Source organism: Saccharothrix sp. ST-888 (genome assembly GCF_000955975.1).
Classification (GTDB): Bacteria; Actinomycetota; Actinomycetes; order Streptomycetales; family Streptomycetaceae; genus Kitasatospora.
Genome location: NZ_JYJF01000030.1, coordinates 35,894 through 62,349, shown reverse-complemented (window position 1 = coordinate 62,349; position 26,456 = coordinate 35,894). Strand labels below are relative to the sequence as shown.

The following is a 26,456-nucleotide window of genomic DNA, read 5'->3' as shown; positions in this document are numbered from 1 at the left end:
CTCGGGCTCGGGCTCGGGCTCGGGCTCGGGCTCGGGCTCGGGCTCGGGCTCGGGCTCGGGCTCGGGCTCGGGCTCGGGCTCGGGCTCGGGCTCGGGCTCCAGGGTCGGTCCCGGGCTGCTGGCGTTGACGTCCACCCCACGGACCTCGACGCCGTGCCGCCGGACATCGGCGACCAGGCTCAGCGGCGAGTAGAAACCCATGGGCTGGTTGGCCAGCAGGGCGCAGGTGAAGGCGGCCGGGTAGTGGTGCTTGAGCCACGCGCTGGCGTACACCAGATAGGCGAAGCTGATCGCGTGGCTCTCCGGGAAGCCGTAGTTGGAGAACGCTTCGATCTTGGTGTAGACGTCCTCGGCGATGTCGGCGGCGATGCCGCGCTCGGCCATGCCGTCCAGCAGGCGCTGCCGCAGTTCGGCGACCCGCTGGTGGGAGCGCTTGGCGCCCATCGCCTGCCGCAGCCGGTCGGCCTCGGCCGGGCTGAACCCGGCGCAGTCGATGGCCAGTTGCATCATCTGCTCCTGGAACAGCGGCACCCCGAGAGTCTTGCTCAGGGCGTTCTCCATCAACGGGTGCGGGCAGCGGGCCGGTTCGACTCCGGCGCGGCGGCGCAGATAGGGGTGGACCGAGCCGCCCTGGATCGGTCCGGGCCGGATCAGCGCGACCTCGACCACCAAGTCGTAGAAGTGGCGCGGCTTCAGCCTCGGCAGGGTGGCCATCTGGGCACGCGACTCGACCTGGAAGACACCGACCGTGTCGGCCCGGCAGAGCATCTCGTACACCGCCGCGTCGTCGTCCGGGATGCCCGCCAGGTCGAGGCGGCGGCCGTGGTGGGCGGCGATCAGGTCGCAGGCGTCGTGCAGCGCGGAGAGCATGCCCAGGCCGAGCAGGTCGATCTTGACCAGTCCGGCTCCGGCGGTGGAGTCCTTGTCCCACTGCAGCACCGAACGCCCCGGCATCCGGGCCCACTCGGTGGGGCAGATCTCGCCGACCGGTTCCCTGGTGAGCACCATGCCGCCCGAGTGGATCCCCAGATGCCTTGGCAGTCCGTGGAGTTGGCGGCCGAGGTCGAGCACGTCGGCGGGGATCACCGCGTCCGCGCCCGGCGGGCTGCGGAAGTCGACCTGCCGGGTGAAGCCCTCGATCTGCCCCTGCGGGTAGCCGAGCACCCGGGCCGCGTCGCGCAGCGCGAGCCGGGGCCGGTAGGTGATGACGTTGGCGACCTGGGCGGCGTGCTCGCGCCCGTAACGCCGGTAGACGTACTGGATGACCTCCTCGCGGCGGCGGTTCTCGATGTCGAGGTCGATGTCGGGCGGCCCGTCGCGTTCGAGGCTGAGGAAGCGCTCGAAGAGCAGGCGGTAGCGGATCGGGTCCACGGCGGTGATGCCGAGGGCGTAGCAGACGGCGGAGTTGGCGGCGGAGCCCCGGCCCTGGCACCAGATGTCCTGCTCTCGGCAGAAGTCCACGATGTCGTGGACGATGAGGAAGTACCCGGCCAGATCGAGATCTTCGATCACCTTGAGCTCGCGGGCGAGCTGGCGCAGTGCGGGTTCGTTGTCCGCGCCGAACCGGACCGGCCCGGACTCGGCGACCAGGGCGCGCAGATGGCTGATCTCGCTGTGTCCCTCGGGCACCGGGAACCCCGGGAGCTGGGGGTCCAGTCCGCCGAAGTCGAAGGCACAGGCACGGCCCAGCTCCACGGTGGCCTGCTGGACACCCGGGTAGCGGGCCAGCCGGGCGGCCATCTCGCGGCCCGACCGCAGATGGGCCGTGCCCGAGGCCATCGTCCAGCCGGCCGCCTGCTCGACCGTACGGCGTTCGTGCAGCGCGGCCAGCCCCTGGGCCAGTCGGGCTTCGGCCGGGGTGGCGTGGTGCACGTTGTTGGAGGCGACGGCGGTCAGGCCGAGTCCGGCCGCGAGCGCGGCCAGCCGGTCGTTGCGCAGGTCGTCGCCGGGCAGGCGCTGGTCGATCAGTTCGACGTAGACGTTCTCCCGGCCGAACGCCTCGGCGAGCCGGTGGAGTTCCCTCTCGGCCGCTGCCGGACCACCCGCGGCGAGAGCAGTGGGCACGCGCCCCTTGCGGCATCCGGTGAGCACCGCCCACTGGCCCCGATGGGCGGCGGCGAGCCGGGCGAAGTCGTACGCCGGACGGTTCTTCACGCCGCCCGCGAGCTGGGCGGCACTGATCTCGCCGGACAGACTGCGGTAGCCCGCCGGGTTGCGGGCCAGGACCAGCAGATGCTCGTCGGGGCCCAGGCCGAGCTCGGCGCCGAAGACGGTCCGAAGCCCCACGTCCCTTGCGGCGTCGGCGAATCGGACCATCCCGTAGAGGCCGTCGTGATCGGTGAGTCCGACGGTCTCGATGCCGAGCCGGACGGCCTCCTCGGCCAGCACCTCGGGGTCGCTCGCGCCGTCGAGGAAGCTGAACGCGGAGTGGGTGTGCAGCTCCGCCCACGGGACGGCCGTCCCCGACGGGGAGGGGGACGGCGCCCGCGAGGCCGGACGGCGGCGCAGCGGCACGACGTCGCCGCCGGGCCGGTCGGGCTCGCCCGGTCGGCCCGCCATGCGGCGGCGCAACTCGCTCCAGGGGAGCGAGGGGTGGCTGGTGAATCCCATCGCGGGTCGTGCTCCGTCGGGTGGTCGGGGATGGTGCCGGTGCGGTTCGGTGTCTCGGAGTCCCCCTTCCGTCCGTGCGCTGTCGCAGGTGTGGCGGTGCCGGTCGCAGGCGGTACGGGTCGTAGCGGTGCCGGCGCCGGTCGCAGGCGGTGCCGGTCGCAGGCGGTGCCGGTCGTAGGCGGTGCCGGTCGTAGGCGGTGTCAGTCGTAGGCGGTGTCAGTCGTAGGCGGCCTCCACGGACCAGCGGCCGTCCTCGACGGTGAGCATCAGGGCCCGGTCACCGGCCACCGTGATCTGGAAGCGGGCCCGGCGGCGGCGCCGGGCCGGATCCCACCAGTACTCGACGGCGGGCCAGGGCCCGGTCCAGCCCGTGACCTCCAGCAGCCTTCCGTCCAGGGCGAGTCGGGACGGTGGAGCGGACACCTCGGCTCGTCCGCTGACGGTGACGGGTTGTCCGTCCGGGTCCAGGACGGTGACCGGTACCGGGCTGCGGGGCACCACGGAGGGCGCCGGGTCCTGCACCCGACCCGGCCAGGGGGCGGGTGCGGGTGCCTCGTGCACCTCTCCCCAGGGCACCCGCGCCAGTTGTTCCGCCGGGCCCCGGCCGCCGGCCGGCTCGATCCGGCGCAGTCCGGCGTGCCCGAGCACCGCCTGCACCCGGGCCACGGCACGTTCGACCCGGTCCTCGGCCACGGCCTGGCCCCAGAGCGCCAGCTGCCGTCCCTGATCGGGCACCAGGCCGTCGGGGGCGAGGCGCAGCGCGGTGAAGCCGGCTACCGCGCCGAACGTGCCGTCGCCCGGGCCGCCGTCGTTGCTGCTGCCGTTGCCGCTGTCGCTGTCACCGTCGCTGCCGTCCGGGGCCGGCGCCGCGAAGGTGCCTGCGGTCTGCCAGGCCTGGAGCTGCCAGCGGACGCGTTCGGCGAGCGCGAAGGGACCGAGCCTGCCGTCGTGCCGCCAGAGGCGGGAGGCAGTACGGCCGTCGGCGCAGGTCACCTCGACGGCGACCCGTCGGCAGGCCAGTCCGGCCGCGGCCAGCCGGGCATGCAGCTGCTCGGCGAGCGTACGGGCCACGAAGATCAGCGGTTCGGCGAGCAGCTCCGGCGGGTCGAAGCGGTGTTCCACCGTGAGGTCCAGGCCCTCGGGGCGGGGGACGAGCGGACGTGACTGCAGTCCTCGGGCGCGGCGGTGTGCGGCCGTCCCGGTGGGGCCGAAGCGGTCGGCGACCGCCCGTCCGGAGAGTGCGGCGAAACCGCCGACGGTGTGCACCCCGAGCCGGACCAGCAGTTCGGCCAACGGCTCGTCCCCGAGCGCGGCCACGGGGTACGGGGCAAGGAACTCCCCCGTCCTGCCGTCCGGCACGAGCACCCCGGCACGGGCCGCGAGCACCGCTGCGAACAGCCCGTCGGCCACCCCGACCTGGCAGCGCGGCGGCACCTTCAGCGTTTCCGCCCGGGACTCCCTGAACTCCCCGAACTTGCCGAACTCCCTGGCCTCGCCAGGCTCCCGGGCCGCCGCTGCCGATACCGCTGCCGATGCCGGGGCTGTGGTGGCAGATGCCCGGGGTGCGGGCCTGGCCTGATCACCGCCCTCGGGTTCACGGTGCAGCGGTGTGACCGCACAGGCCGCCCGCCCTTCCTCCGACGGACCTCCGCCGTCACCATCACCGTCGTCCCCGTGCAGCGGCAACGCCCGCACCTCGGCCGACCGGCCACCCCCACCGTGAGGCAGCAGCAGTGACGGCGGTACCCGTTCTTCCGGCGAGGGTACGTCGGCCGGACCATCGGCCGGACCGTCGGCCGGAAGAACGGGCGCGGGCCGGGACATGCCCCGGCCGAGGGTCTCGGCGACCGCCGCGTGCACCTGGGCAGCCAGCGCCTCCTCGCCGCCGTAGTAGCGGCTCGGCCCTTTGACCGGGATCGCGCACATCCCCGGCCGCAGCACCTCCACCCGGGGCGTGAACACCTCCACCGCAGCGATCACCGGTTCGAACAGTCGGGTCTCGGCCTCCGGGTCGCGGTCCCGGAGCTCCAGCTCCGGGCAGAGCCGCTGGGCCAGCCGCAGCCGCTGTCCACGGCGTACGCCTGCGGCACGGGCCGCGTCCGAACAGGCCAGCACCCGTCCGGATTCCAGTACCGCCACCGCACGGTCCGTACCGGCGGCCTCCGGCATCGTGGCCACGACCGGCCAGTCCGGACACCACACCACCAGCACTCGCGGCACGCCCGAGCCGGACCCCAAGCCCGAGCCCGCACTCGTCCCCAAGCCAGAGTCCAAGCCCGAGCCCGAGCCCCGGTCCGAACCCCACTCCGCCGTCACCGTCGTCGCCGCCATCTCACACCGCCGCACCACTCACGTCACTGGACCCACCGACCCCCCGTCTCCACGCCCACTCACACCACCGCCAGCCCGAGACCGCCGATCGCCGGCTCCGGACCGGCGCCCCCGACAGCCCCGGCAACCCCGGCAACCTCGACTGACACCGCCCCGGCTGGAACGGCCTCGGCAGGCACCGCCCCGTCCGACTCGGCAGGTTCGACCACCCGTGCCCCACCGTGTTCGTCCGGCAGCCACAGGCGGGCCGTCCGGGCACGGGCTCCGGCTCCGCGCCCCTCGGCCGTGACCTCGGCCTGCCGTCCCAGCAGCTGTCCGTACCCCTCGCCCAGGCCGAACCAGCGCGCCGACCGCACGCCCAGCCGCAGTCCGGCCCCCGGCCAGGGGCCGGCCACCAGCAGTGCGCAGCCGCCGCGCCGCAGCACGGCGGTGAGCCTGGCCGCCAGCTGCGCGGGTACCGGGCCGTCCGGGCGCAGCAGGATCAGCCCGACCGCCCCGGACAGGGCCGCGACGACCTCCGGCCAGTGCTGCCCGGGGTCGTCCACGAGCAGCAGCCGGCGCAGGTCGAACCCGTACCCGGCGGCGGCCGCCAGCCCGAGGTCGGGCAGCCCCACGGCCGCCGACCAGGTGCCCTCGACCGCCGCCGCGCCGGCCGCCAGGGCCAGCAGCAGACCGGTGTCGCCCTGGACCGAGACCGCCGCGCCGCGCCGCAGCCCGCCACCGGGCAGCAGCGGTGCCAGTGCCGGGAGGACGGGCAGCAGGTCTTCTCCGGTCGACGCGAGGGCGGCCGGGCGGAGTAGTGCGGAATCGAAAGTGGGCACACTTCAGGATCGAACATATGTTCAGTGATATTCAAGTCCAAGTATCTGATAGAGCGACAGAAGCGCCCTGATCTGCATATATGCAGAGAAGTGAGATGGGTCGATCACGCTCCGCATCCGCTCGCACGTGCGCATCGAATTCGAACATCGGACGGCGAGAGCGCCCTGGCCGAGGCCGGCCCGGTCAGCCGAGCGCACGGTCCAGATTGAACGCGGCGCTGATCAGCGAGAGGTGGGTGAACGCCTGCGGGAAGTTGCCCAGCTGCTCGCCGGTCGGACCGATCTCCTCGGCGTAGAGGCCGAGGTGGTTGGCGTAGGTGAGCATCTTCTCGAAGGCCAGCCGGGCCTCCTCCAGCCGCCCGGCGCGGGCCAGTGCCTCGACGTACCAGAACGAGCAGATCGAGAAGGTGCCCTCGGTCCCCCGCAGGCCGTCCGGGCTGGCCTCCGGGTCGTAGCGGTAGACCAGCGAGTCGGACACCAGGTCCGTGGTGAGCACGTCGAGGGTCGAGAGCCACTTGGGGTCGGTGGGCGAGATGAACTTGGCCATCGGCATCATCAGCAGGGAGGCGTCGAGCACGTCGCTGCCCAGCCCCTGGACGAACGCTCCCCGCTCGGCCGACCAGCCCTGCCGCATGATCTGCCGGTAGATCGCGTCCCGGCTCTGCCGCCAGCGGGGCAGGTCGGCGGGCAGTCCGCGCCGGTTCGCCATCCGGATGGCCCGCTCCATCGCCACCCAGCACATCAGCCGCGAGTACAGGAAGTCCTTCCGGCCTCCCCGGGTCTCCCAGACCCCCTCGTCGGGCTGGTCCCAGTGGTCGCAGAGCCAGTCCACCACCACGCCGACCTCGTCCCAGCGATCACTGCTGATGGGCTGCCCCCACTTGTCGTACAGGTAGACCGAGTCGATCAGCGCCCCGTAGATGTCCAGCTGGAGTTGGCCGGTGGCGGCGTTCCCCACCCGCACCGGAGCGGACCCGAGGTAACCCTCCAGGTGGGACAGCTCGTACTCGGGCAGGTCGCTGCGCCCGTCGATGCCGTACATGATCTGGAGCGGGCCCGTGGCACCGATGTCCTGCCCGAGGCCCCGCATGATGCCCCGCTCGTCCAGGAAGCCCATGAACGCCTCGGCCTCCGAGGTGAAGCCCAGCCGGAGCATGGCGTAGATGCAGAAGGCGGCGTCGCGGACCCACACGTAGCGGTAGTCCCAGTTGCGCTCGCCGCCGATCTGTTCGGGCAGGCTGGTCGTCGGCGCGGCCACGATCGCGCCGGTCGGTGCGTAGGTGAGCAGCTTCAGCGCCAGTGCGGAGCGGTGCACCGTCTCCCGCCACCGTCCGTGGTAGCGCGAGCCCGCCAGCCAGTGGCGCCAGAACCTGACGGTCGCCCCGAACTGGTCCTCCGCCTCGGCCCGGGGACAGGCCCGGGGCCTGACCTCGTCGCCGATCCGGTCGAGGGCGAACACCACGGACTCGCCCTCGAGGAGCTTGAAGTTCGCCCAGACGTCCCGGCCGTCGGTTTCGAGCGTCGCGGTGGCCGTAAGGGACAGCGACAGCGACCGGGACTGGAAGATCGCCTCGTGGTCCCGCACTTGCACCGAGTGCGGTTCGGCCCCGTAGCCGAAGCGCGGAGCCACCCTCGCCCGGAACGGAAGCGTTCCCCGCACGCAGATCACGCGTCGGATCAGCCGGTGCCGGTCCGCCTCGCGCGACTCGTCGACGACCGGCATGAAGTCCTGGATCTCCGCCACCCCGTCGGCCGCGAAGAACCGCGTGATCAGCACATTGGTGTCGGGGAAGTAGAACTGCCGGGTACGGGTCGGCACGTCGGCGGCCAGTTCGAACGATCCGCCCCGGTCGGCGTCGAGGATGGACGCGAACACACTGGGTGCGTCGAAGCGCGGGCAGCAGTACCAGTCGATGGTCCCGTTGGTGCCCACGAGCGCGGCGGTACGGAGATCGCCGATCAGGCCGTGCTCGGAGATCGGCAGGTAGCGGGAGTCGTCCACTCCTCCGAGAGCAGCATTCTCGAACGCCATACCGGCCTCCCTACCGCTGCGGTCCGGGCACCGAGAAACCTCGTATTTCATGGTAATCCGCCCTGAACCGGTAGTCCGGTCCGAGCACGGGCACCCACTCGTCCGGCACCCGGGACGGCCGGGCCGCTCGGACGGGCAGCCGCTCGGGCCGGGCCCGGTGCTCACCGACCGGCCCCACCCGTTCACCGAAGATCCAACCGGCCCCCTCGCCTCGACGTCCCGTCAAGCCGTAGAGTCTGAGCGACCGTTCAGTAACATTGAGTCGCGGCAGCGCGGCCGACGAAGGATCCCGATGAAGCGTCACGTCTGGTTGGACCGGATACACCAGCTCGACCCCGAGACGGATTTCGCCGAGATCTACCGGATCAGCAGCCAGTACGAGTTCCCCTGGGACACCAACCAGTCACTCGGCTTCGCCCTCTACCGCACCTACGCCGTGCCGAGCATCGGCCGACTGCTCGCCCGGACGGGCGAGTTCACCGAGCGCACGCAGAAGCGGTACGACGACACGGTGCTGATCCTGGACGCGGTGGTCGAGCACGGCTTCGACTCCGCTCAGGGCCGCGAGGCGATCCGCCGGATGAACCAGATGCACCGGCGCTACGACATCTCCAACGAGGACTACGTCTACGTCCTCTCGACCTTCGTCGTCGTCCCCAAGCGCTGGCTGGACGACTACGGCTGGCGGCCGTACTCGCCGCACGAGCTGCGGGCCGCCGTCAACTACTACCGCCGGCTCGGCAGCCACATGGGGCTCAAGGACATCCCGGAGACCTACGAGGAGTTCGAGCGGCTGCTGGACGACTACGAGCGGGCCCACTTCGGCTTCGACCAGGGCGGCCGGGACGTCTCCGACGCCACCCTCGACCTGACCGCGAGCTGGTACCCGAAGACGCTCGGCGGCGCGATGCGGGCCTCGTCGGTCTGCCTGCTGGACGACCCGCTGCGCGAGGCCTTCGGCTATCCGCGCCCACCCGCCGCGCTGCGGAAGGCCGTTCGGGCCGGGATGCGGTTGCGCGGGCGGGTGGTCCGGCTGCTGCCGCCGCGCCGCAGGCCGGCCCCGGCCCGCGAGAGCAGCCAGGTCAGGGGCTACCCGAACGGCTACCGGATCGGCGAGCTCGGCACCTTCGAGCAGAGCAGCGGGGAGAGCTCCGGACAGGGCGGCAAGAGCGGCAGCTGCCCCTTCACGGGCGCGAACGCTTGACGGACGCGAACGCTTGACAGGCCCGGATCCTCACGAGCCCGGATCGCGCCGTGTCCGGACATGTCAGTCCCCGGTAGTCCCGTTCTCGAACCGTAGGCCTTCAGTCGTCGCTGATGGTTCCGGTATCGGGCGGACGTGCCGGGGGCTTAGCCAGAGCCTGGATCATTGTCACGACAGCTGGTGGACGTCTTCATCAGCCATTGTGGCTCTGTCCGGTTTTCCGGTGTATTGACCAGTTTCCTCCGTATTCACCGCAGGTCAAGAGCCCGGCACGAACAAACGCGAACAAATCCGCGCCATCACCTGCGGCGCACAACCGGACACCCTCAGTGATGCCCCAGCAGCGGCACCAGGAAGCGGTGGGCGAAGTCCCGCGCCCGGTCGGCGTCGTCCAGCTCGATGCAGCTGGCCGGCGTGAGCAGGAAGGAGACCACGACCCGCACCATCAGCTCGGCCACCGTCGCAGCCTCCGCGCCGCCCGGACCGCCGTTCCCGGCACCGCCCACCCCCTCCCGCCGGAGGCGCTCGGCGACATGGTCGCGGACGGCGACCAGCACCGGACCGCCGTCCACCGTCAGGAAGGGCAGCACCACGTCCGGCTCCAGCCGCAGCAGTCCGCCCATCAACGGGTGGCTCCTGATGTGCCGCAGGGTCACGGCGAAGCCCTCGGCGACCCGCTCCTCGATCGACGGCAGCTCCGCCACGGCGGCGTCCAGCACCGCGAGGAAGCGGCGCGACTCGCGCAGCAGACAGGACGCGACCAGGCTCTCCTTGCTCCCGAAGCGCCGGTAGACCGTCACCCGGGAGACCTTGGCCCGCCTGGCCACGTCGTCCACCGTCGAGCGGCGCAGCCCGCAGCGGGTGAACTGCTGCAGGGCCGCGTCCAGGATCCGCCCCGCCACCGGGTCGAGCCGCTCGACGTCAAGCCGCTCGATGTCCATCCGCTCGACCTGCATCTGTCTCCCTCAACCGCCCCGTAGCCGGAGGTGAGCACCCTGTCTACCAGTTCCGCAGCCCGGCTGCCCCATACCGCCCGTATGGGCAGGCGAGGTGTCTTGACGAACCGGCGCCGTTGACCAAGCCTGGTCGGGCACAGCGCAGTTCCCGCACAGCGCAGTTCCCGCACGGCGCAGTTCCCGGCAGTACTCCGCACCACGCCCGTGCCCGACCGCCAGAGAGCCGGAGGTCCAACGGTGACCGAGCAGGCGTCCTACTCCCGTGGCAGCACGGGCAGTCCGCTGCTGACCTGCACCATCGGGGAGCGTCTCGACCAGGTGGTGGCCGCGTTCCCGGACCGGGAGGCACTGGTGGACGTCCCGAGCGGCCGGCGCTGGACCTACCGCGAACTGGCCGGGGACGTCGACCGGTTGGCCCGGGGGCTGCGGGCGCTCGGGGTGGCCGAGGGCGACCGGGTGGGCATCTGGGCGCTGAACTGCCCGGAGTGGGTGCTGGTGCAGTACGCCACCGCCCGCCTCGGCGCGATCCTGGTGAACATCAACCCGGCCTACCGCAGCCACGAGTTGGCGTACGTGCTGAACCAGTCCGGAGTCGGCCTGCTGGTCGCCCAGCCCGCCTACCGCAGCAGCGACTACCGGGCGATGGTCGGCGAGGTGCTGGCCGGCGGCCGGTGTCCCGCACTGCGGGAGACCCTGTGGATCGGCACCCCGGAGTGGAAGCAACTGGCCGGGCCCGAGGGGGACTTCCCCGCACTGCGGTGCGACGACCCGATCAACATCCAGTACACCTCCGGCACCACCGGCTTCCCCAAGGGCGCCACCCTCTCGCACCGGAACATCCTCAACAACGCCCACTCGGTGGGCGAGTTGCTCGGGTACACCGAGCAGGACCGGATCTGCGTGCCGGTGCCGTTCTACCACTGCTTCGGCATGGTGATCGGCAACCTCGCGGCGCTCAGCCACGCCGCCTGCGTGGTGATCCCCTCGCAGGGCTTCGACCCGGCGGCCGCGCTGCGCGCCGTCGCCACCGAACGGGCCACCTCGCTGTACGGGGTGCCGACCATGTTCATCGCCGAACTCGGCCTGCCCGACTTCGCCTCGTACGACCTCTCCTCGCTGCGCACCGGCCTGATGGGCGGCTCGCCCTGCCCGGTGGAGGTGATGAAGCGGGTCCAGGCGGACATGCACATGGCCGAGGTGGCCATCGTGTATGGGATGACGGAGACCTCTCCGGTCTCCACCATGACCAGGCGCGAGGACGACCTGGCGCACCGCACCGAGACGGTCGGCCGGGTGATGCCGCAGGTCGAGGTCAAGGTGACCGACCCGGCGACCGGACGGACGGTGCCGCGCGGCACCCCCGGCGAGCTGTGCACCCGGGGGTACTCGGTGATGCTCGGGTACTGGGACGCCCCCGACCGGACGGCCGAGGCGGTCGACGCCGAGGACTGGATGCACACCGGCGACCTGGCCGTGCTGCGCGAGGACGGCTACGTGTCCGTGGTCGGACGGATCAAGGACATGATCATCCGCGGCGGGGAGAACGTGTACCCGCGCGAGATCGAGGAGTTCCTGCACACCCACCCGGCGATCGCGGACGTCCAGGTGGTCGGGGTGCCCGACCTCCGGTACGGCGAGGAGATCTTCGCCTTCGTGGTCCTGCGCGACCCGGCCGGCGCGCTCTGCATCGAGGACGTGGCCGCGTACTGCGACGGACGGCTCGCGCACTTCAAGACGCCCCGCCACGTGCGGGTGGTGGAGGCGTTCCCGATGACGGTGAGCGGCAAGGTCCGCAAGACCGAACTGCGCGAGCTGGCGGCCCGGGATCTCGGGCGGTGAGCACGCCGGATGCGGCTCGACACCGCAGCCTTGGCATATGCCAACGGATGTTGCCAAAACGTGTTCGACCACCGCCCATAAGGTCATCTAAGATAGTCACATGCTTATCCTTATGCGTCGTCGCCACGTGGACCTGTGCCGCGTCACGAGCATGGGCTGTCGACGCTCCAGCTGATCTCGCCCTTCCCACCCTCCCCCGGCACCGCTGCATCCGCCCCCACCCGTCAGGCGCGCAGCGACGGCTTCCCGGCAACCGCCGGACCCAGCCGGGGCACCGACCTCAGCGGATGCCCTCCATGACTCAGCAGTCGTTCCCCACCACCCTCCCCGTGATCGACCTGTCGCTCGCCGACGGCGGCCCCGAGGGTCGCGCCCGCCTCCACAGCACGCTGCGCGCGGCCGCCACGGAGGTGGGCTTCTTCCAGCTCACCGGCCACGGCATAACCGCGGCCGAGACCACCGCCCTGACCAGCGCCATGCGGGCCTTCTTCGCACTCCCGGAGGCCGACCGGCTCTCCGTGAGCAACCTCAACTCCCCGCACTTCCGCGGTTACACCCGCACCGGCGACGAGCGCACCGGCGGCAGCCAGGACTGGCGCGACCAGCTGGACATCGGCGCCGAGCTGCCTCCGCACGTCCCCGCCCCCGGCGACCCCGCCTACTGGTGGCTGGAGGGGCCCAACCAGTGGCCCGAGGCGCTGCCCGAGCTGCGCACCGCGGCCCTGGGCTGGATCGACCGGCTGAGCGGCGTCGCCGAGCAGCTGCTGCACGAACTCCTCGCCGCGATCGGCGCCGAGCCGGACTTCTACGACCACGCCTTCGCCGGACACCCGCACCTGCGGCTCAAGCTGGTCCGCTACCCGGGCACCGCGCCCGACGGCGCCGGGCAGGGCGTCGGCTCGCACAAGGACTACGGGTTCATCACGCTGCTGCTCCAGGACCAGGTCGGCGGACTCCAGGTGGAGCGCCCCGACGGGTCCTACCTGGAGGTCCCGCCGATGCCCGGCGCCTTCGTGGTCAACCTCGGCGAGCTGCTCGAAGTCGCCACCGACGGCTACCTGAAGGCCACCCGCCACCGCGTGGTCAGCCCGGCGGGGGCCCGCGAGCGATTCTCGGTCCCGTTCTTCTACAACCCGCGTCTGGACGCCCACATCGAGCCGCTCGACTTCCCCGGTGCCCAGCACGCGCCCGGTGCCACCCAGGACCCCGCCAACCCGCTCTACGCCGACTTCGGCTTCAACGAGCTCAAGGGCTACCTGCGCGCCCACCCCGAGGTGACCCGCCGCTACCACACCGGCCTGCTGCCCGCCGCCTAGCGACACCTCCGGCAGCTTTCCGACGCCGCGTCCGCTGCCTGTCCGGGGCGGCGGTCAGGCCGGCCGGTCCCCGTTGCGGGCGGGGTCCAGCCGGCTGAGGAGGAAGGGGAGCATGCCGCGTTCGAGCAGCGCGGTCCGCCAGGCCTCGCGGGCCAGCAGGAGGCCGTCCGGGGCGGGCTCCGCGGTGCCGGCCTGCGCCAGGGCGGCCGAGCGCTGGCGGGCCGCGGTGATGAGCAGTCCGACCACGCCGGCGAACGCGCTGGCGGCCGCGACGATCGCGGCGGACCAGGCGACCTCGACCACCGAGTCGGCGATCCGGTGGTCGGTTCCCTCGAAGAGCCTGAGCAGGCAGCCGATCAGGTAGCAGAGCACCGCGGCGGTGCCCGCCAGGATCGGGGTGAACACCGCGAGTGCGCTCATCAGGCCACCGCCGTCGCGCCGCGCACCCGGTTCGTCCTGCGGCTGCCCGCCGAGCGTTCCGGCCAGGTCGGCGGCGGCGCGGAGCCGGGCGTACTCGCCGTACTCGTCCGCCGCGGCCGACGCGATCTCGGCCGAGGCCGACCTGGCCAGCGCCCGCAGACCGGCGTTGTCGAGGCCCCGGGCGTTGCGCGCGAGTGCCGCGCGGATGTCGTCGGCAGCCAGCGCCTGGGCGAGCGCACGCTCGAAGTCGGCTCGGTCCTGCTGCCGAAGCCGAGGAGGTACGTCCACAGGTGTCCTCCGATGCGTTGGACGCCGGCCCGGGCCCGGACGGCTGCCCGGCGCACGGCTGTAGCATTGCGGCGCGCACTGAATCTACAGCACTGTAGAGGAACCGGGACCGCCGCCGAAGGGCGAGCGGGCGGCCGCACGCGGCCCGCTCACTAGGATGAGGGCGCGCGCCGCGCACACGGACAGGCCCGCCGGGGAGGGAGACACCATGGACCGGAGCAGAGGCGACGCCGGCAGGCGACCCCGCAAGCGCGGCCAGGGCGAACTGGAGAGCCAGGTCCTGGAGGTGCTCAGCAGCGCCCCCGAGCCGGTCACCGCGGGCTGGGTGCAGCAGCGCCTCGGCGGCGAACTGGCCTACACCACGGTCATGACCATCCTCTCCCGGCTGCTCGCCAAGCAGGCGGTCTCCCGCAGCCGGTCGGGCCGCGTCTACCTGTGGCTGGCCGCCTCGGACGCGGCGGGCCTGGCCGCGATCCGGATGCGCCGGATGCTCGACACCGAGTCCGACCGGGACGCGGTACTGGCCAGCTTCGTCAGCGCCCTGCCCCCCGAGGACGAGCGGCGGCTGCGGGCCCTGCTGGCCGGCTCGACCGAGGAACGCCCGGCCGCGGAACGCTCGGCCGCGGAACGGGAGCACTGAGCCATGGGCGTCTTCGTCTTCCTCCCCCTGATCCTGCCGCTGACGGCACTGCCGATCGCCCGCCTCGCCGAACACCACCTCCACCCGCGCACCGCGGTCCGGCTGCTGACCTGGATCAGCGTGAGCATGGCCGTCTGCAGCTCGCTCTGCCTCGGACTGCTGTTCGTGGTCGGCACGGCCCAGATCCCCGGCAACCCCCTCCCGGACAACTGGTCCGATCCCGAGGTCCGCGCGGCCGTCCCCTTCCACGAGGAGGTCGGTACGGCGGCGGTGATCGTCCTGGTCACGGTGCTGACCATGTGCTCCGTCACCCTGCGCCGGCACCTGCGGATCAGGGCCCGCGCCCAGCAGGCCCTGGAGTTCGTCCCGCGCGACTCCGACCTGGCCGTGCTGCCGGACGGCAACCCGTACGCCTACGCCGTGCCCGGCACACCCGGGCGGATCGTCGTCTCCACCGGCATGATCGACAGCCTCGCCGACGACGAGCGCCGGGCCCTGGTCGCGCACGAGCGCTCCCACCTGGCCAACCGCCACCACCGCTATCTGCTGGCGACCCAACTGGCCAGCTGCGTCAACCCGTTCCTGCGGCCGCTGCAGAAGGCCGTCGCCTACGGCACCGAGCGCTGGGCCGACGAGGAGGCGGCGCACACGGTCGGCAGCCGCCGGGTGACGGCCCGCGCGGTCGCCAGGGCCGCCCTGGTCTCCCAGCACGTGCCCGCGCCGGGATTCGCCGCGTTCGCCGCCCCCGGGCCCGTCCCGCGCCGGGTGGCCGCACTGCTCAGTCCCGAGGCGCCGCCCGAGACCTGGCCGCCGGCCCACAGCCCGGTCGGCCTGGCCGCGATGGTCGCCGCCGCGGGCACGGCGGCCTCGGCGCTCTCCGCACTCAACGCGGCCGTCGCCCTGCTGCTGGTGCTCAAGGCCGCCACCCCGCTGTGACCCGGCGGGCCGCCCGCGAGGACGGCCCGCCCGCCTGTGTCAGATCCCGGAGAGCGGCAGCAGGACCAGCCGTTCCGGGTCGAACGGCATCCAGGACGGCACCCCGCCCCGCCCGATGGTCCGCACCCGGCACCACGGCTCACCGTCGGCCGGATGCCACCACGCGTTGATCCGGCCCACCGCCCAGGTCCCGTCCTCGCGATGGACCTCGACCGGCTGGTACACCCGCCGCACCTCCGCCTCGGGCGGCTGCCAGGAAACGTCCTGGGGGCTTCGAGCTGCGCCGGAGCGCTCCTGTGAACCGTGCACCGTCCCGCTCCCTGCTCCATGGACCACTGTCATCAGAACTCTACAGACCTGTAGAAGTCTGCGGGCAGGTTCGATCGTGCGGGATCGGTGTACGTCAGGTCTCGGCCCTCCGAACCGGACATGGCCCCCGGTGCAGGGGTGGTGTCACACTGGTGCTGTTACAGCAGCACTGCCGTGTCGGTCATCGGGTTCTCCCGAGTCAGCGTGAGGTTACGTTCCATGACAGCAATGTCGGCCGGGCCACTGCGACTCACCGTCGACGAGCTGGCCGCCAGGGCCGGGGTGACGGTGCGGACACTGCGCTTCTACAGCACCAAGGGCCTGTTGCCGCCGCCGGAGCTGGGGCCGCGCCGGGTCGGGCTGTACGGCGCCGAGCACCTCGGACGGCTGGAGCTGATCGAGGAGTTGCAGCGGCAGGGTCTGACGCTCGCGGCGATCGAGCGGTACCTGGCGCAGTTGCCCGCGGACATCGGCTCGCTGGACCTGGCCATCCACCGGGCGCTGGTGGCGTCCTGGACTCCGGAGGCCGCCGAGGAGGCCACCCGCGACCAGCTGGGGCGGCGGGCCGGGCGGGCGCTCTCGGACGCCGACGTGGACCGGCTGGCCGCGATGGGTGCGCTGCACCGCACCGACGACCCCGAGGTCTTCAAGGTCGACCCGGGTCTGCTGCCGCTCGGGGTGCGGGTGCTGGACGTACCGATCCCGCTGGAGACGCTGGTCGCGGCCCGCGCGGTGGTCCGGCTGCACAGCCGGGCGACCGCCCACGACCTGCACCGGCTGTTCCGCGAGACGGTCTGGAAGCCGTACCGGGAGAGCGATCCGCCGCCGGCCGAACTGGAGCGGATGAAGGAACTCACCGACCAGATCCAGCCGATGGTGGTCCAGGCCCTGGTGACGGCCTTCCAGCGCTCGCTCGCCGAGGAGCTGGCCGCGCAGCGGCAGTAGGCCCCGCTCCCCCGGCCGTGCAGGCCGGGGGAGCGGGAGACCTCTGCGCGGAGCCCCGATCGGACGGTCAGTCCTCGAACCGGCCGCCCTCCGCCGCCAGGCGTTCCAGCAGCGCGGGCGGGTCGAAGCGCTCGCCGTACGCCGCCGCCAGCTCGCGGGCGCGGGCGGTGAAGCCGGGCAGTCCGCCCTGGTAGCCGTTGATGTACTGGAGCACACCGCCGGTCCACGCCGGGAAGCCGATGCCGAGGATGGAGCCGACGTTGGCGTCCGCGACCGAGGTCAGCACGCCCTCCTCCAGGCAGCGCACGGAGTCGAGCGCCTCCGCGAAGAGCATCCGCTCCTTCATGTCCTCGAACGGGATCTCCACCCCGGGCTTGCTGAAGTGCTCGCGCAGCCCCGGCCACAGCCTGGTGCGGCGCCCGTCCTGGTACTCGTAGAAGCCGGCGCCGCCGCTGCGCCCCGGGCGGTCGAACTCGTCGAGCATCCGGTCCATCACCAGGTCGGCGGGGTGCGCGGTCCAGCTGCCGCCCGCCTCCTCGATCGCCCGGCGAGCCTCGTTGCGGATCTTGCGCGGCAGGGTGAGCGTCAGCTCGTCCAGCAGTGAGAGCACTTTGGCGGGGTACCCGGCCTGGGCGGCGGCCTGTTCGACGGAGACCGGGTCGGCGCCCTCGCCGACCATCGCCACGCCCTCGTTGATGAACTGGCCGATGACCCGCGAGGTGAAGAAGCCGCGCGAGTCGTTGACCACGATCGGGGTCTTGTCGATCCGGCGGACCAGGTCGAAGGCGCGGGCGAGCGCCTCGTCACCGCTCTGCGGGCCGCGGATGATCTCCACCAGCGGCATCCTGTCGACCGGCGAGAAGAAGTGCAGACCGATGAAGTCGGCGCTGCGACCCACCCCTTCGGCGAGCAGGCCGATCGGGAGGGTGGAGGTGTTGGAGCAGAGCAGCGCGTCCGGCGCGACGACGTCCTCGATCTCCTGGAAGACCTTGTGCTTGAGCTCCGGGTTCTCGAAGACGGCCTCGATCACCGCCTCGCAGCCGGCCAGGTCGGCGGCCTCGGCGGTCGGCGTGATCCGGGCCAGGAACTCCGCCCGCTCGGCCTCGGTCGTCCGCCCGCGGGCCACCGCCTTGTCCAGCAGCCCGGCGGAGTATGCCTTCCCGCGCTCGGCCGCCTCCAGCGTGACGTCCTTGAGCAGCACCTGCATCCCGGCCTTGGCGCAGGAGTACGCGATGCCCGCGCCCATCATTCCGGCGCCGAGCACGGCGACCTTGCGCACCTCGCGCGCCGGGACGCCCTTCGGCCGGCCCGCACCCGAGTTGACGGCCTGCATGTCGAAGAAGAACGCCTGGATCATGTTCTTGGCGGTCTGGCCGCAGGCCAGCTCGGTGAAGTACCTGGACTCGATCACCAGCGCGGTGTCCAGGTCCACCTGGGCGCCCTCGACGGCGACCGCCAGGATGTTGCGCGGGGCCGGGTAGGGCGCACCGGCCAGCTGCTTGCGCAGATTGGCCGGGAAGGCCGGCAGGTTGGCCGCGAAGGCGGGGGTGGACGGAGTGCCGCCGGGGATCCGGTACCCCTTGACGTCCCAGCGCTGCACCGACTCCGGGTTGGCGTCGATGAAGGCGTGCGCCTTGGCGAGCATCTCCTCGGCGGTGCCGGCGATCTCGTCCACCAGGCCGATCTCCAGGGCCTGCGCGGGCCGGTACTGGCGCCCCTGGAGCAGCACCTTGAGCAGCGCGTCGGCGATGCCGAGCATCCGTACCGTCCGGACCACGCCGCCGGCACCGGGCAGCAGGCCGAGGGTGACCTCGGGCAGTCCGATCCGGCTGCCGGGGGCGTCCAGCGCGATGCGGTGGTGGCAGCTGAGCGCGATCTCCAGACCGCCGCCGAGGGCGGCGCCGTTGACGGCGGCCACCACCGGCTTGCCGAGTGTCTCCAGCGCACGCATGGCGCGCTTGAGGCGCAGCGTGTTCGCCAGGAACTCGCCCGCCTGCGCGGGCTGGACCGCGCGGAGCAGATGCAGGTCGCCCCCGGCGAAGAAGGTCTTCTTGGCGGAGGTGATGATGACGCCGCGCAGGCCCTCGGTGGCCTTCAGGCGCTCGATGACGGTGATGAACGCCTCGGTGAAGGCGGCGTTCATGGTGTTGACGGACTGGGCCGGGTCGTCGAGGACGAGGGTGACCACGCCCTCGTCGTCCTGCTCCCAGCGGATGGCGGTTGCTTCAGTCATGTCGGAAGTCCTGTTCGAGGCTGCGCGCGAAGCGCGTCCCAAGAAGGGTGGCGGCGGGCGACGGGAGGGCCAGGGGAGTTCAGATGCGCTCGATGACGGTGGCGATGCCCATGCCGCCGCCGACGCACAGCGTGGCCAGGCCGTAGCGCAGGTCGCGGCGCTCCAGCTCGTCGATCAGGGTGCCGATCAGCATCGCGCCGGTCGCGCCGAGCGGGTGGCCGAGGGCGATCGCCCCGCCGTTGACGTTCACCTTCTCGTGGCTGAAGCCGAGTTCGCGCATGAAGCGCAGGGCGACGGCGGCGAACGCCTCGTTGATCTCGACCAGGTCGATGTCCTCGGCTGTGAGTCCGGCCTTGGCGAGGGCCTTGTGGGTGGCCGGGGCCGGGCCGGTGAGCATGATGGTCGGCTCGGAGCCGGAGACGGCGGCCGAGACGATCCGGGCGCGCGGGCGCAGCCCGTACCGCTCGCCGATCTCGCGCGAGCCGATGGCGACCAGGGCGGCGCCGTCCACGATCCCCGAGGAGTTGCCCGCGGTGTGGACGTGGTCGATCGACTCGACCCAGTGGTACTTCTGCAGGGCGACGGCGTCGAAGCCGCCCGCCTCGCCGATGGTCGCGAAGGAGGGCTTGAGGCCGGCCAGCGTCTCCACGGTGGTGCCGGGGCGGAAGTGCTCGTCGCGGTCCAGCACCACGAGTCCGTTGCGGTCCCTGACCGGCACCACCGAGCGGTCGAACTTCCCGTCGGCCCACGCCTTGGCGGCGCGCGCCTGGGACTCGGCGGCGAAGGTGTCCACGTCGGTGCGGGAGAAGCCCTCGATGGTGGCGATCAGGTCGGCGCCGATGCCCTGCGGGGCGAAGCCGACCTGGAAGCTGGTCATCGGGTCCATCGCCCAGGCGCCGCCGTCCGACCCCATCGGGACCCGGGACATCGACTCCACGCCACCGGCCAGGATCAGGTCCTCCCAGCCCGAACGGACCTTGGCCGCGGCGAGGTTGACGGCCTCCAGGCCGGAGGCGCAGAAGCGGTTCTCCTGGACGCCCGCCACCGAGTCCGGCAGCCCGGCGGCGACGGCGGCGATCCGGGCGATGTCGGAGCCCTGGTCGCCGAGCGGGCTGACCACGCCGAGCACGATGTCGTCGATCGCGGCGGGGTCCAGGTCGGGGAAGCGGGCGCGGATCTCGTGGATCAGGCCGACCACCAGGTCGATCGGCTTGGTGCCGTGCAGCGAGCCGTTGGCTTTGCCCCGGCCGCGCGGGGTGCGGATCGCGTCGTAGACGTACGCTTCGGTGGTCACGGTGATGCCTTTCGGGTTAGCCGAGGAGGGAGCGGCCGATGATCTCTTTCATGATCTCGGTGGTGCCGCCGTAGATGGTCTGGATCCGGCCGTCGGTGAACGCCCTGGCCACCGGATAGTCCGCCATGTAGCCGTATCCGCCGTGGAGTTGGAGGCAGCGGTCGGCGGTGCGCTTGTGCAGCTCGGTGGCCCACCACTTGGCCATCGAGGCGTCCACCGGGGTCAGCGCGTACCGGTTGTGCTCGGTGATGCAGCGGTCGACGAACGTCCGGGTGACCGCGCACTCGGTCGCCAGCTCGGCGATCTCGAACCGGACGTGCTGCAGCTTGGCGAGCGGGCGGCCGAAGGCGGTCCGCTCCTTGACGTACGCGCTGGTGAGCTCCACCAGGTGCTCGGCCCCGGCGATCGCCGAGACCGCGATCGCCAGCCGCTCCTGGGCGAGGTTGCGCATCAGGTAGCCGAAGCCCTGGTTCTCCTCGCCGAGCAGGTTCTCCTTGGGCACGACCACGTCGTCGAAGAACAACTCGGCGGTGTCCTGGGCCTTCTGGCCGATCTTGTCGAGGTTGCGGCCGCGCTCGAAGCCCGCCGTCCCGCGCTCCACCACCAGCAGGCTGAGGCCGTGCGCGCCGCCCTCGGGGGTGGTCCTGGCCACGACCACCACCAGGTCGGCGAGGATGCCGTTGGAGATGAAGGTCTTGGCGCCGTTCAGCAGGTAGTGGTCGCCCTGGTCGACGGCGTGCGTCCGGATGCCCTGGAGGTCGGACCCGGCGCCCGGCTCGGTCATCGCGATGGCGGTGATGAGTTCGCCGCTGCAGAAGCCGGGCAGCCAGCGCTGCTTCTGCTCGTCGGTGGCGAGCGAGGTCAGGTACGGGCCGATGATGTCGTTGTGCAGCCCGATGGCCAGCCCGCTGATCCCCGCGCGGACGAACTCCTCGGCCAGCACGGCCGGGTGGCGGAAGTCGGTGGTGCCCCCGCCGCCGTACTCCTCCGGCACGGCGAGCCCGAGCAGCCCCTGCTTGCCCGCCGCCAGCCAGGCCGAGCGGTCCACGATGCCCGCCTGCTCCCAGCGTTCGTAGTGCGGAAGCACCTCGCGGGCCAGGAACGCCCGGACACTCTCCCGGAACGCCTCGTGCTCCTCGGTGTAGATCTCGCGCTGCACTGCGCTCTCCTAGGGCTCAACGATCGTCTGTCTCATGGGTGTCGGGCAACCGACCGGCCCGGGGCAGCAGTCCGGGGACGCCCCAGTCGCGGGCCACCTCGCCGGTGTGCGCGCCGGGCCTGGCGGGTGGGCGGCGCAGCTCGCCGGGGGTGGCCGAGAAGCGCGGCGCGGGCGCCGGCTGGGTGATGCCCCGGTGCGTGGTGTAGGTGCCGCGCGCCGCGAGGTGTGCGTGCCCGGCGGCCGCGCGCATGGTCAGCACCGGCGAGGTGCAGGCGTCGGTGCCCTCGAAGACGGCGGTCCACTCGGCCTGGGTGCGGGTGGCGAAGCGGGCCGCGATCCGCGCGCGCAGCTCGGGCCAGCGGGCGAGGTCGAACTGGCCGGGGGCGTCCGGCTCCAGCTCCAGCAGCCTGGTGAACTCGGCGTAGAACTGCGGCTCCAGTGCGCCGACCGCCATGTACTCGCCGTCGGCGGTGCGGTAGACCGAGTAGCAGGGGGCACCGCCGTCGAGCAGGTTGACGCCGCGCCGGTCCTGCCACTGTCCGGCGGCGAGCAGGCCCCAGAGGATCGAGGTGAGGTGGGCGGCGCCGTCCACGATGGCGGCGTCCACGACCTGTCCGGCACCGGTGGCGCGGGCGTGGTGCAGTGCGGCCAGCAGGCCGACGACCAGGTACAGCGAGCCGCCCGCGTAGTCGCCGAGCAGGTTGACCGGGATGGCCGGGGCCTCGCCGGGCGCACCGATCAGTCCGAGGACCCCGGCGGTGGCGGCGTAGCCGATGTCATGGCCGGCCCGCGCGGCGAGCGGCCCGTCCTGGCCCCAGCCGGTGATCCGGCCGTAGACCAGCGCGGGGTTGCGGTCCAGGCACACCTGGGGTCCGACGCCGAGCCGTTCGGCCACCCCTGGGCGGTAGCCCTCGATCAACAGGTGGGCCCGCTCGACCAGGTCGAGCACCAGACCGGGGCCCTCGGGCGACTTGAGGTCGATCACCACGGAGCGCTTGTTGCGGTTGGTGACGTCGAAGTCCGGGTCCTGGCCGAGCGCGACCGGGCCGGGACGGTCCACCCGGACCACGTCCGCACCGAGATCGGCGAGCAGCATCGCGGCGAACGGTCCCGGGCCGATGCCCGCGAGCTCCACCACCCGCACCCCTGCGAGCGGGCCACTGCTGCGTTCCGGCACCGGCTGCTCTCCCGACGTGTTTGACAGTATGGCTGTCACAGTCGTGATGATAGGGATCCGACCCACCGGTAACAAGGGCGGCAGGACGGCTTTTCGGCGGGGCTGGGCTGCGGCCGGGCGGCCGTGGGCCACCGCACTCGGGCAACTGCGTGCCACCGCACGACGGGCGCTACCCGGTGTCGGACGGCAGGCGCCCCGCCGGAGTCGCCCGCGGACGGTCACCCGGGGTCGGTCCGGCCGGTCGTGGCACCTCCCGCTTCAGGGCCGCGAGCCCGTATTACAAACTCCGCTCTGCTGTATCAGGACGGGTCGACACCCGGGAGCGGACCCCGGCCGACCACGCCTTGCCAACCGCCCCCGCCCGGCGGATTCTGGGGCTTACGATCTCTCCACCGAGGAGATGAGCCACCATGCACAATCACTGGATCGTCGACCTCAACTTCGAAGAGGACGACAGCCGGACCACCTGCACGGCCTCGCTGAGCGGCTTCAGCGCGCCCGGAGTCCAGGGCCTCGGCGTCGCCCGCCGCAACCCGGACGACACTCCGGACTCCGCCGTCGGCGAGGAGCTGGCAGCCGCCCGCGCCTGCTCCAACCTCGCCCACGAACTGATCAACAAGGCCGCCTCCGGAATCGAGGTCCGCACCCACGAGCGCGCCCACCTGATCTTCTGAGCGGTCTCTCCCGGCGGCGGTCACGGCGCTGAGTCCCGGCGGTCCGGGTCCTCGAAGGCGCCGCCGCGCCGGGCCGGCCAACGGCGGGGTCGCCGATCGGCTGGCGGTGAGCCCGGAGACGATCACGCCCCACGTCGGCAGCGTGCGCGCCGAACTCGGCGCACGGGACCGCACCCAGGCCGTGACCGCCGCCTATGAGTCCGGCTTCGTCCGACCCCGCTGGGCCGGGTCCTGGTTCTCACCGGACGCCCGGGGCCGGTCGATCCCGCCGGCAGCACCGGGACGCGGGCGGGCCGGTACCGGGCGGCTGCCGTCCACGCGACGGCTTCCGCCCGGCCGCTACCCGTGGGTAGAGTGCGACGACCCCCACCCCCTGCGAAAAGAACCGGTGAACGCATGTCAGTCTGGACCAGACCAGCGCTCTGGTGGCGCCTGGCCATCATGATCTCGGCCGGGCTCGGGCTGATCCTCGGCACCGGCTCACTGGTGTACTTCACCATCGAGAGCAACGTCATCGTGCTCGGCTACTTCGCCGGCGCCGTGTACTGGATGACCAGGCGCAACACCACCGACGCCCCGGCGCCCCGGCTGCGCGGCGCCGCCGTGCTCTACATCACCATCACCGGCCTGGTCGCCCACATCATCCTCAACCACGGCGAGAACCCGCTGCCCGGTCTCTTCTCCGGGCCCGACCGCCTCGCGCACTGGTCGAGCTTCTTCCTGCACTACACGACACCCGTGATGGTCGTACTCGACTGGCTCTGCCTGAAGCCCCGCAACGTCTCGCACTGGCGGAACCTGCCGCTCTGGCTCTCCTTCCCGCTCGGCTACGCCGTCCTGACCGAGCTGCGCGCCGCGCTCTTCCCGCACTTCGACAACAGGTACCCGTACTTCTTCCTGGACCCGACCGAGCACGGCTACGCCTGGGTGGCCGGCCAGATCGGCCAGCTCACGGTCGAGTTCGTGATCCTCGGTGCCGCCGTGATCGGCATGGACCGCCTCGGCACCAGCCTCCGCGGCAGGCTCCGCCCGGCCACCGGCTGAGCCCTCCCGCAGCTCGGGCCGCGGGCGCTCACCGCTCCCGCTGGTCCACCACCCGGCGGATCTTGCCCACCGAGCGCTCCAGCGTCTCGGGGTCCACGACCTCCACCTCGACCGTGACACCGACGCCGTCCTTGATGCCCTGGCCGATCTCCCGGGCCGCCTCCGCCCGCCGGTCGGGCCCGGTGTCCGGCCGCGCCTCGACGCGGACCGTCATGTGGTCCAGCCGACCGCGCCGGGACAGCCGCAGCTGGAAGTGCGGTGCGACGCCGGGAGTGCGCAGCGCGATCTCCTCGATCTGGCTCGGGAACACGTTGACCCCACGCAGGATGATCATGTCGTCGCAGCGGGCGGTGATCTTCTCGATCCGGCGGAAGGCCGGGCGCGCGGTGCCGGGCAGCAGCCGGGTCAGGTCGCGCGTGCGGTAGCGGATGACGGGCAGCGCCTCCTTGGTGAGCGAGGTGAGGACCAGCTCGCCGCCCGTTCCGTCGGCCAGCACCCGGTCGGTGAACGGGTCGACGATCTCGGGGAGGAAGTGGTCCTCCCAGAGGTGCAGCCCGTCCTTGGTGTCCACGCACTCCTGCGCCACGCCGGGGCCGAGCGCCTCGGACAGCCCGTAGATGTCGACCGCGTGGATGTCCATCCGCTGCTCGATCTCGCGGCGCATCTCCTCGGTCCACGGCTCCGCGCCGAAGATCCCGATCCGCAGCGAGGTGCCGCGCGGGTCGATCCCCTGGCGCTCGAACTCGTCCAGCAGGGTGAGCAGGTAGGACGGCGTGACCATGATGATCTCGGGCCGGAAGTCCTGGATGAGCTGCACCTGCCGGGCGGTCATGCCGCCGGAGGCGGGGATCACCGTGCAGCCGAGCCGTTCCGCCCCGTAGTGCGCGCCCAGTCCTCCGGTGAACAGCCCGTAGCCGTAGGCGATGTGCACCTTGTGCCCGGGGCGGCCGCCGGCCGCCCGGATGCTGCGGGCCACCAGGTCGGCCCAGAGCGAGAGGTCGCGCTCGGTGTAGCCGACCACGGTGGGCCGCCCGGTGGTCCCGCTGGACGCGTGCAGCCGCCGGACCTCGGACATCGGGACGGCGAACATGCCGAAGGGGTACGCGTCCCGGAAGTCGGCCTTGGTGGTGAAGGGGAACTTGGCGAGGTCCGCGAGCGTGCGGCAGTCCTCGGGCCCGACCCCGGCCGCGTCGAACTTCCGCCGGTAGAGCTCGACATGCTCGTAGGCGTGGCGCAGCGTGCTGCGCAGCCGGACGAGTTGGTGCGCCCCGAGCTCCTCGGGAGTCATCCGCTCGCCGGCGTCGAGGAGTTCGGGCGGGGTCGGCTCGCCGAGCTTTCGGCCCGGTCCGGTGGCATCGGTCGGGGTGCGGCTCATCGACTCGTCCTCTCGGATCGGCTGCCGGTCCCGCCGCCCCGGCGCACCGACCGAACATTCGGTCATCGGCAGTGTGAAGGCCAGTAATCCAGGAGGTGATCCGGCTGTCAAGGGATTCGCCCGGCGGGCGCGCGCCGGTTCAGATCCGCCAGGCGCGGATCCGCCGAGCGGCGGAGAAGACGTCCGAAGTCCCGTCGGCGACGTCGCGGGCCAGCTCGACCAGGGCCCCGTAGGGCGGGTCGATGCCCTCGTCGGCGGCGTGCATGTAGGCGGCGGTGGCCATGCAGGCGTACAGGTTGTTGCGGACCGGCAGCGGGCGCAGCAGGACGATGGTGTGCATCAGGGCGGCCGCGCACCAGGCCGGGTCGGCGTCGTGGCCGAGCTGCGCGGTGTTGACGCGGTGCCGGGCGACGGCCGCCTGGAGGGCGGAGTAGTCGCGCACGGTGAGGTCCTCGGGCGAGGCCAACTCCTGGACGTCGAGCAGCCAGCGGATGTCGACCTGGAGCATCCTCAGGCGGCGGCCGAGTCGGAGCGGGCGGCGCCGCGGCGTGCGGTGTCGCGGTGCCCGGTGTCCGGGGCGTCCTCCGGGAAGGCCGCGTCGAACTCCTCGACGTGGGCGTTCCAGAAGGCCACCGCGTGCCTGACGAAACTCCGGCGCTGCTGCTCGCGGACGCTCAGGTCGTGCACATACGCCTTGACACTCTTGCCGTCCGCGGCGGCGGCCTCGCGGATCGCCGCGAGTTCGGGCTCCGTGTACTCGATATTGAGCGCTGGCATGCCGGGATGGTACCGGAGGGGTGCCGGCTCGCGGCACCCCTCCGCACCCGGCGGCGCCCTCCTTGGCAGAGCGTTG

24 protein-coding genes are annotated in these 26,456 nt (G+C 72.3%); 10 read left to right on the top strand and 14 right to left on the bottom strand.

Translation table 11 applies throughout. The features are described from left to right. From UK12_RS12965 to UK12_RS12950, 4 genes are all read right to left on the bottom strand, one after another. Positions 1-2,610, bottom strand: a 2,610-nt coding sequence (locus tag UK12_RS12965; protein ID WP_052681841.1) for an error-prone DNA polymerase, incomplete at its 3' end; no start/stop codon positions are given. 216 nt (positions 2,611-2,826) lie between these two features. Further along, positions 2,827-4,779 (bottom strand): DNA polymerase Y family protein, encoded by a 1,953-nt coding sequence (locus UK12_RS36555; RefSeq protein WP_231591178.1) that lies wholly within the window; start codon positions 4,777-4,779, stop codon positions 2,827-2,829. Positions 4,780-5,000: 221 nt separating this feature from the next. Continuing rightward, on the bottom strand, positions 5,001-5,762 hold the full coding sequence (locus tag UK12_RS12955; RefSeq protein ID WP_052681839.1) for a hypothetical protein: 762 nt from the start codon (positions 5,760-5,762) through the stop codon (positions 5,001-5,003). A gap of 184 nt (positions 5,763-5,946) precedes the next feature. Further along, the gene (locus UK12_RS12950; RefSeq protein ID WP_045303048.1) at positions 5,947-7,794 is read right to left on the bottom strand and encodes a glycoside hydrolase family 15 protein; all 1,848 of its coding nucleotides are present in this window, start codon (positions 7,792-7,794) and stop codon (positions 5,947-5,949) included. 292 nt (positions 7,795-8,086) lie between these two features. Between UK12_RS12950 and UK12_RS12945 the strand changes: the two genes are divergently transcribed. After that, complete coding sequence (locus tag UK12_RS12945; RefSeq protein WP_082119556.1) at positions 8,087-8,998, top strand: oxygenase MpaB family protein; 912 nt, start codon at positions 8,087-8,089, stop codon at positions 8,996-8,998. Between the two features lie 326 nt (positions 8,999-9,324). Here UK12_RS12945 and UK12_RS12940 read toward each other — a convergent pair whose 3' ends face one another. After that, positions 9,325-9,954 (bottom strand): TetR/AcrR family transcriptional regulator, encoded by a 630-nt coding sequence (locus UK12_RS12940; RefSeq protein WP_045303047.1) that lies wholly within the window; start codon positions 9,952-9,954, stop codon positions 9,325-9,327. 237 nt (positions 9,955-10,191) lie between these two features. On the opposite strand from UK12_RS12940, the gene UK12_RS12935 reads away from it, so the two are divergent. The 3 genes from UK12_RS12935 to UK12_RS12930 all read left to right on the top strand — a co-directional run bounded on the left by UK12_RS12935 (position 10,192) and on the right by UK12_RS12930 (position 13,109). Continuing rightward, a complete protein-coding gene (locus UK12_RS12935) occupies positions 10,192-11,793 on the top strand; it encodes an AMP-binding protein (RefSeq protein WP_045303046.1) in 1,602 nt (533 codons plus the stop codon). A 100-nt stretch (positions 11,794-11,893) separates the two neighbouring features. Beyond that, positions 11,894-11,968, top strand: a complete 75-nt coding sequence (locus UK12_RS45010; RefSeq protein ID WP_442973793.1) for a putative leader peptide — start codon at positions 11,894-11,896, stop codon at positions 11,966-11,968. A gap of 121 nt (positions 11,969-12,089) precedes the next feature. Further along, entirely contained in the window at positions 12,090-13,109 is a 1,020-nt protein-coding gene (locus UK12_RS12930; RefSeq protein ID WP_045303045.1) for an isopenicillin N synthase family dioxygenase, read from the top strand. A gap of 54 nt (positions 13,110-13,163) precedes the next feature. On the opposite strand, the gene UK12_RS12925 is transcribed toward UK12_RS12930, so the two are convergent. Further along, the gene (locus UK12_RS12925; protein WP_045303044.1) at positions 13,164-13,817 is read right to left on the bottom strand and encodes a hypothetical protein; all 654 of its coding nucleotides are present in this window, start codon (positions 13,815-13,817) and stop codon (positions 13,164-13,166) included. A gap of 208 nt (positions 13,818-14,025) precedes the next feature. On the opposite strand from UK12_RS12925, the gene UK12_RS12920 reads away from it, so the two are divergent. Together UK12_RS12920 and UK12_RS12915 are read left to right on the top strand one after the other, a co-directional pair. After that, the gene (locus tag UK12_RS12920) at positions 14,026-14,457 is read left to right on the top strand and encodes a BlaI/MecI/CopY family transcriptional regulator (protein ID WP_045303043.1); all 432 of its coding nucleotides are present in this window, start codon (positions 14,026-14,028) and stop codon (positions 14,455-14,457) included. 3 nt (positions 14,458-14,460) lie between these two features. Then, positions 14,461-15,393 (top strand): M56 family metallopeptidase, encoded by a 933-nt coding sequence (locus UK12_RS12915; RefSeq protein ID WP_045303042.1) that lies wholly within the window; start codon positions 14,461-14,463, stop codon positions 15,391-15,393. A 39-nt stretch (positions 15,394-15,432) separates the two neighbouring features. Here the strand turns inward: UK12_RS12915 and UK12_RS12910 are convergent, their stop codons facing one another. Then, a complete protein-coding gene (locus UK12_RS12910; RefSeq protein WP_197084804.1) occupies positions 15,433-15,702 on the bottom strand; it encodes a hypothetical protein in 270 nt (89 codons plus the stop codon). A gap of 219 nt (positions 15,703-15,921) precedes the next feature. On the opposite strand from UK12_RS12910, the gene UK12_RS12905 reads away from it, so the two are divergent. Next, on the top strand, positions 15,922-16,647 hold the full coding sequence (locus UK12_RS12905; protein ID WP_045303040.1) for a MerR family transcriptional regulator: 726 nt from the start codon (positions 15,922-15,924) through the stop codon (positions 16,645-16,647). 67 nt (positions 16,648-16,714) lie between these two features. Here UK12_RS12905 and UK12_RS12900 read toward each other — a convergent pair whose 3' ends face one another. The 4 genes from UK12_RS12900 to UK12_RS12885 form a co-directional block, all read right to left on the bottom strand. Beyond that, a complete protein-coding gene (locus tag UK12_RS12900; protein ID WP_045303039.1) occupies positions 16,715-18,880 on the bottom strand; it encodes a 3-hydroxyacyl-CoA dehydrogenase NAD-binding domain-containing protein in 2,166 nt (721 codons plus the stop codon). A gap of 79 nt (positions 18,881-18,959) precedes the next feature. Beyond that, the gene (locus UK12_RS12895) at positions 18,960-20,174 is read right to left on the bottom strand and encodes an acetyl-CoA C-acetyltransferase (RefSeq protein WP_045303038.1); all 1,215 of its coding nucleotides are present in this window, start codon (positions 20,172-20,174) and stop codon (positions 18,960-18,962) included. Positions 20,175-20,190: 16 nt separating this feature from the next. After that, positions 20,191-21,333, bottom strand: a complete 1,143-nt coding sequence (locus UK12_RS12890) for an acyl-CoA dehydrogenase family protein (RefSeq protein ID WP_045303037.1) — start codon at positions 21,331-21,333, stop codon at positions 20,191-20,193. A gap of 16 nt (positions 21,334-21,349) precedes the next feature. Then, positions 21,350-22,510 (bottom strand): CaiB/BaiF CoA transferase family protein, encoded by a 1,161-nt coding sequence (locus UK12_RS12885; protein ID WP_197084803.1) that lies wholly within the window; start codon positions 22,508-22,510, stop codon positions 21,350-21,352. Positions 22,511-22,920: 410 nt separating this feature from the next. On the opposite strand from UK12_RS12885, the gene UK12_RS12880 reads away from it, so the two are divergent. Genes UK12_RS12880 through UK12_RS12875 form a run of 3 tightly spaced genes read left to right on the top strand, consistent with a single transcriptional unit; the run spans position 22,921 to position 24,228 of the window. Next, positions 22,921-23,184, top strand: coding sequence for a DUF1876 domain-containing protein (locus UK12_RS12880; protein ID WP_045303036.1), 264 nt, complete (start codon positions 22,921-22,923; stop codon positions 23,182-23,184). 28 nt (positions 23,185-23,212) lie between these two features. Beyond that, positions 23,213-23,629 carry a LuxR C-terminal-related transcriptional regulator gene (locus UK12_RS45005; RefSeq protein ID WP_156178689.1) on the top strand — a complete coding sequence of 139 codons (417 nt, stop codon included), beginning with the start codon at positions 23,213-23,215 and terminating at the stop codon, positions 23,627-23,629. Then, positions 23,581-24,228, top strand: coding sequence for a Pr6Pr family membrane protein (locus UK12_RS12875; protein ID WP_045303035.1), 648 nt, complete (start codon positions 23,581-23,583; stop codon positions 24,226-24,228). Before UK12_RS45005 ends, UK12_RS12875 begins: the two co-directional genes overlap by 49 nt. Positions 24,229-24,256: 28 nt before the next feature. Here UK12_RS12875 and paaK read toward each other — a convergent pair whose 3' ends face one another. The 3 genes from paaK to UK12_RS12860 all read right to left on the bottom strand — a co-directional run bounded on the left by paaK (position 24,257) and on the right by UK12_RS12860 (position 26,380). Continuing rightward, entirely contained in the window at positions 24,257-25,603 is a 1,347-nt protein-coding gene (paaK, locus tag UK12_RS12870; protein WP_045303055.1) for a phenylacetate--CoA ligase PaaK, read from the bottom strand. A gap of 139 nt (positions 25,604-25,742) precedes the next feature. Then, on the bottom strand, positions 25,743-26,111 hold the full coding sequence (locus UK12_RS12865; RefSeq protein WP_045303034.1) for a hypothetical protein: 369 nt from the start codon (positions 26,109-26,111) through the stop codon (positions 25,743-25,745). 2 nt (positions 26,112-26,113) lie between these two features. Then, on the bottom strand, positions 26,114-26,380 hold the full coding sequence (locus tag UK12_RS12860) for a hypothetical protein (protein WP_045303033.1): 267 nt from the start codon (positions 26,378-26,380) through the stop codon (positions 26,114-26,116). Positions 26,381-26,456: the final 76 nt, after the last annotated feature.

Bases quoted from the DNA above. Each gene is read 5' to 3' on its own strand.
- UK12_RS36555 (WP_231591178.1), bottom strand. From the start codon at position 4,779: ATGCCGGAGGCCGCCGGTACGGACCGTGCGGTGGCGGTACTGGAATCC.
- UK12_RS12950 (WP_045303048.1), bottom strand. From the start codon at position 7,794: ATGGCGTTCGAGAATGCTGCTCTCGGAGGAGTGGACGACTCCCGCTAC.
- UK12_RS12945 (WP_082119556.1), top strand. From the start codon at position 8,087: ATGAAGCGTCACGTCTGGTTGGACCGGATACACCAGCTCGACCCCGAG.
- UK12_RS12940 (WP_045303047.1), bottom strand. From the start codon at position 9,954: ATGCAGGTCGAGCGGATGGACATCGAGCGGCTTGACGTCGAGCGGCTC.
- UK12_RS12930 (WP_045303045.1), top strand. From the start codon at position 12,090: ATGACTCAGCAGTCGTTCCCCACCACCCTCCCCGTGATCGACCTGTCG.
- UK12_RS12920 (WP_045303043.1), top strand. From the start codon at position 14,026: ATGGACCGGAGCAGAGGCGACGCCGGCAGGCGACCCCGCAAGCGCGGC.
- UK12_RS12915 (WP_045303042.1), top strand. From the start codon at position 14,461: ATGGGCGTCTTCGTCTTCCTCCCCCTGATCCTGCCGCTGACGGCACTG.
- UK12_RS12905 (WP_045303040.1), top strand. From the start codon at position 15,922: ATGACAGCAATGTCGGCCGGGCCACTGCGACTCACCGTCGACGAGCTG.
- UK12_RS12900 (WP_045303039.1), bottom strand. From the start codon at position 18,880: ATGACTGAAGCAACCGCCATCCGCTGGGAGCAGGACGACGAGGGCGTG.
- UK12_RS12880 (WP_045303036.1), top strand. From the start codon at position 22,921: ATGCACAATCACTGGATCGTCGACCTCAACTTCGAAGAGGACGACAGC.
- UK12_RS12875 (WP_045303035.1), top strand. From the start codon at position 23,581: ATGTCAGTCTGGACCAGACCAGCGCTCTGGTGGCGCCTGGCCATCATG.
- paaK (WP_045303055.1), bottom strand. From the start codon at position 25,603: ATGAGCCGCACCCCGACCGATGCCACCGGACCGGGCCGAAAGCTCGGC.
- UK12_RS12865 (WP_045303034.1), bottom strand. From the start codon at position 26,111: ATGCTCCAGGTCGACATCCGCTGGCTGCTCGACGTCCAGGAGTTGGCC.
- UK12_RS12860 (WP_045303033.1), bottom strand. From the start codon at position 26,380: ATGCCAGCGCTCAATATCGAGTACACGGAGCCCGAACTCGCGGCGATC.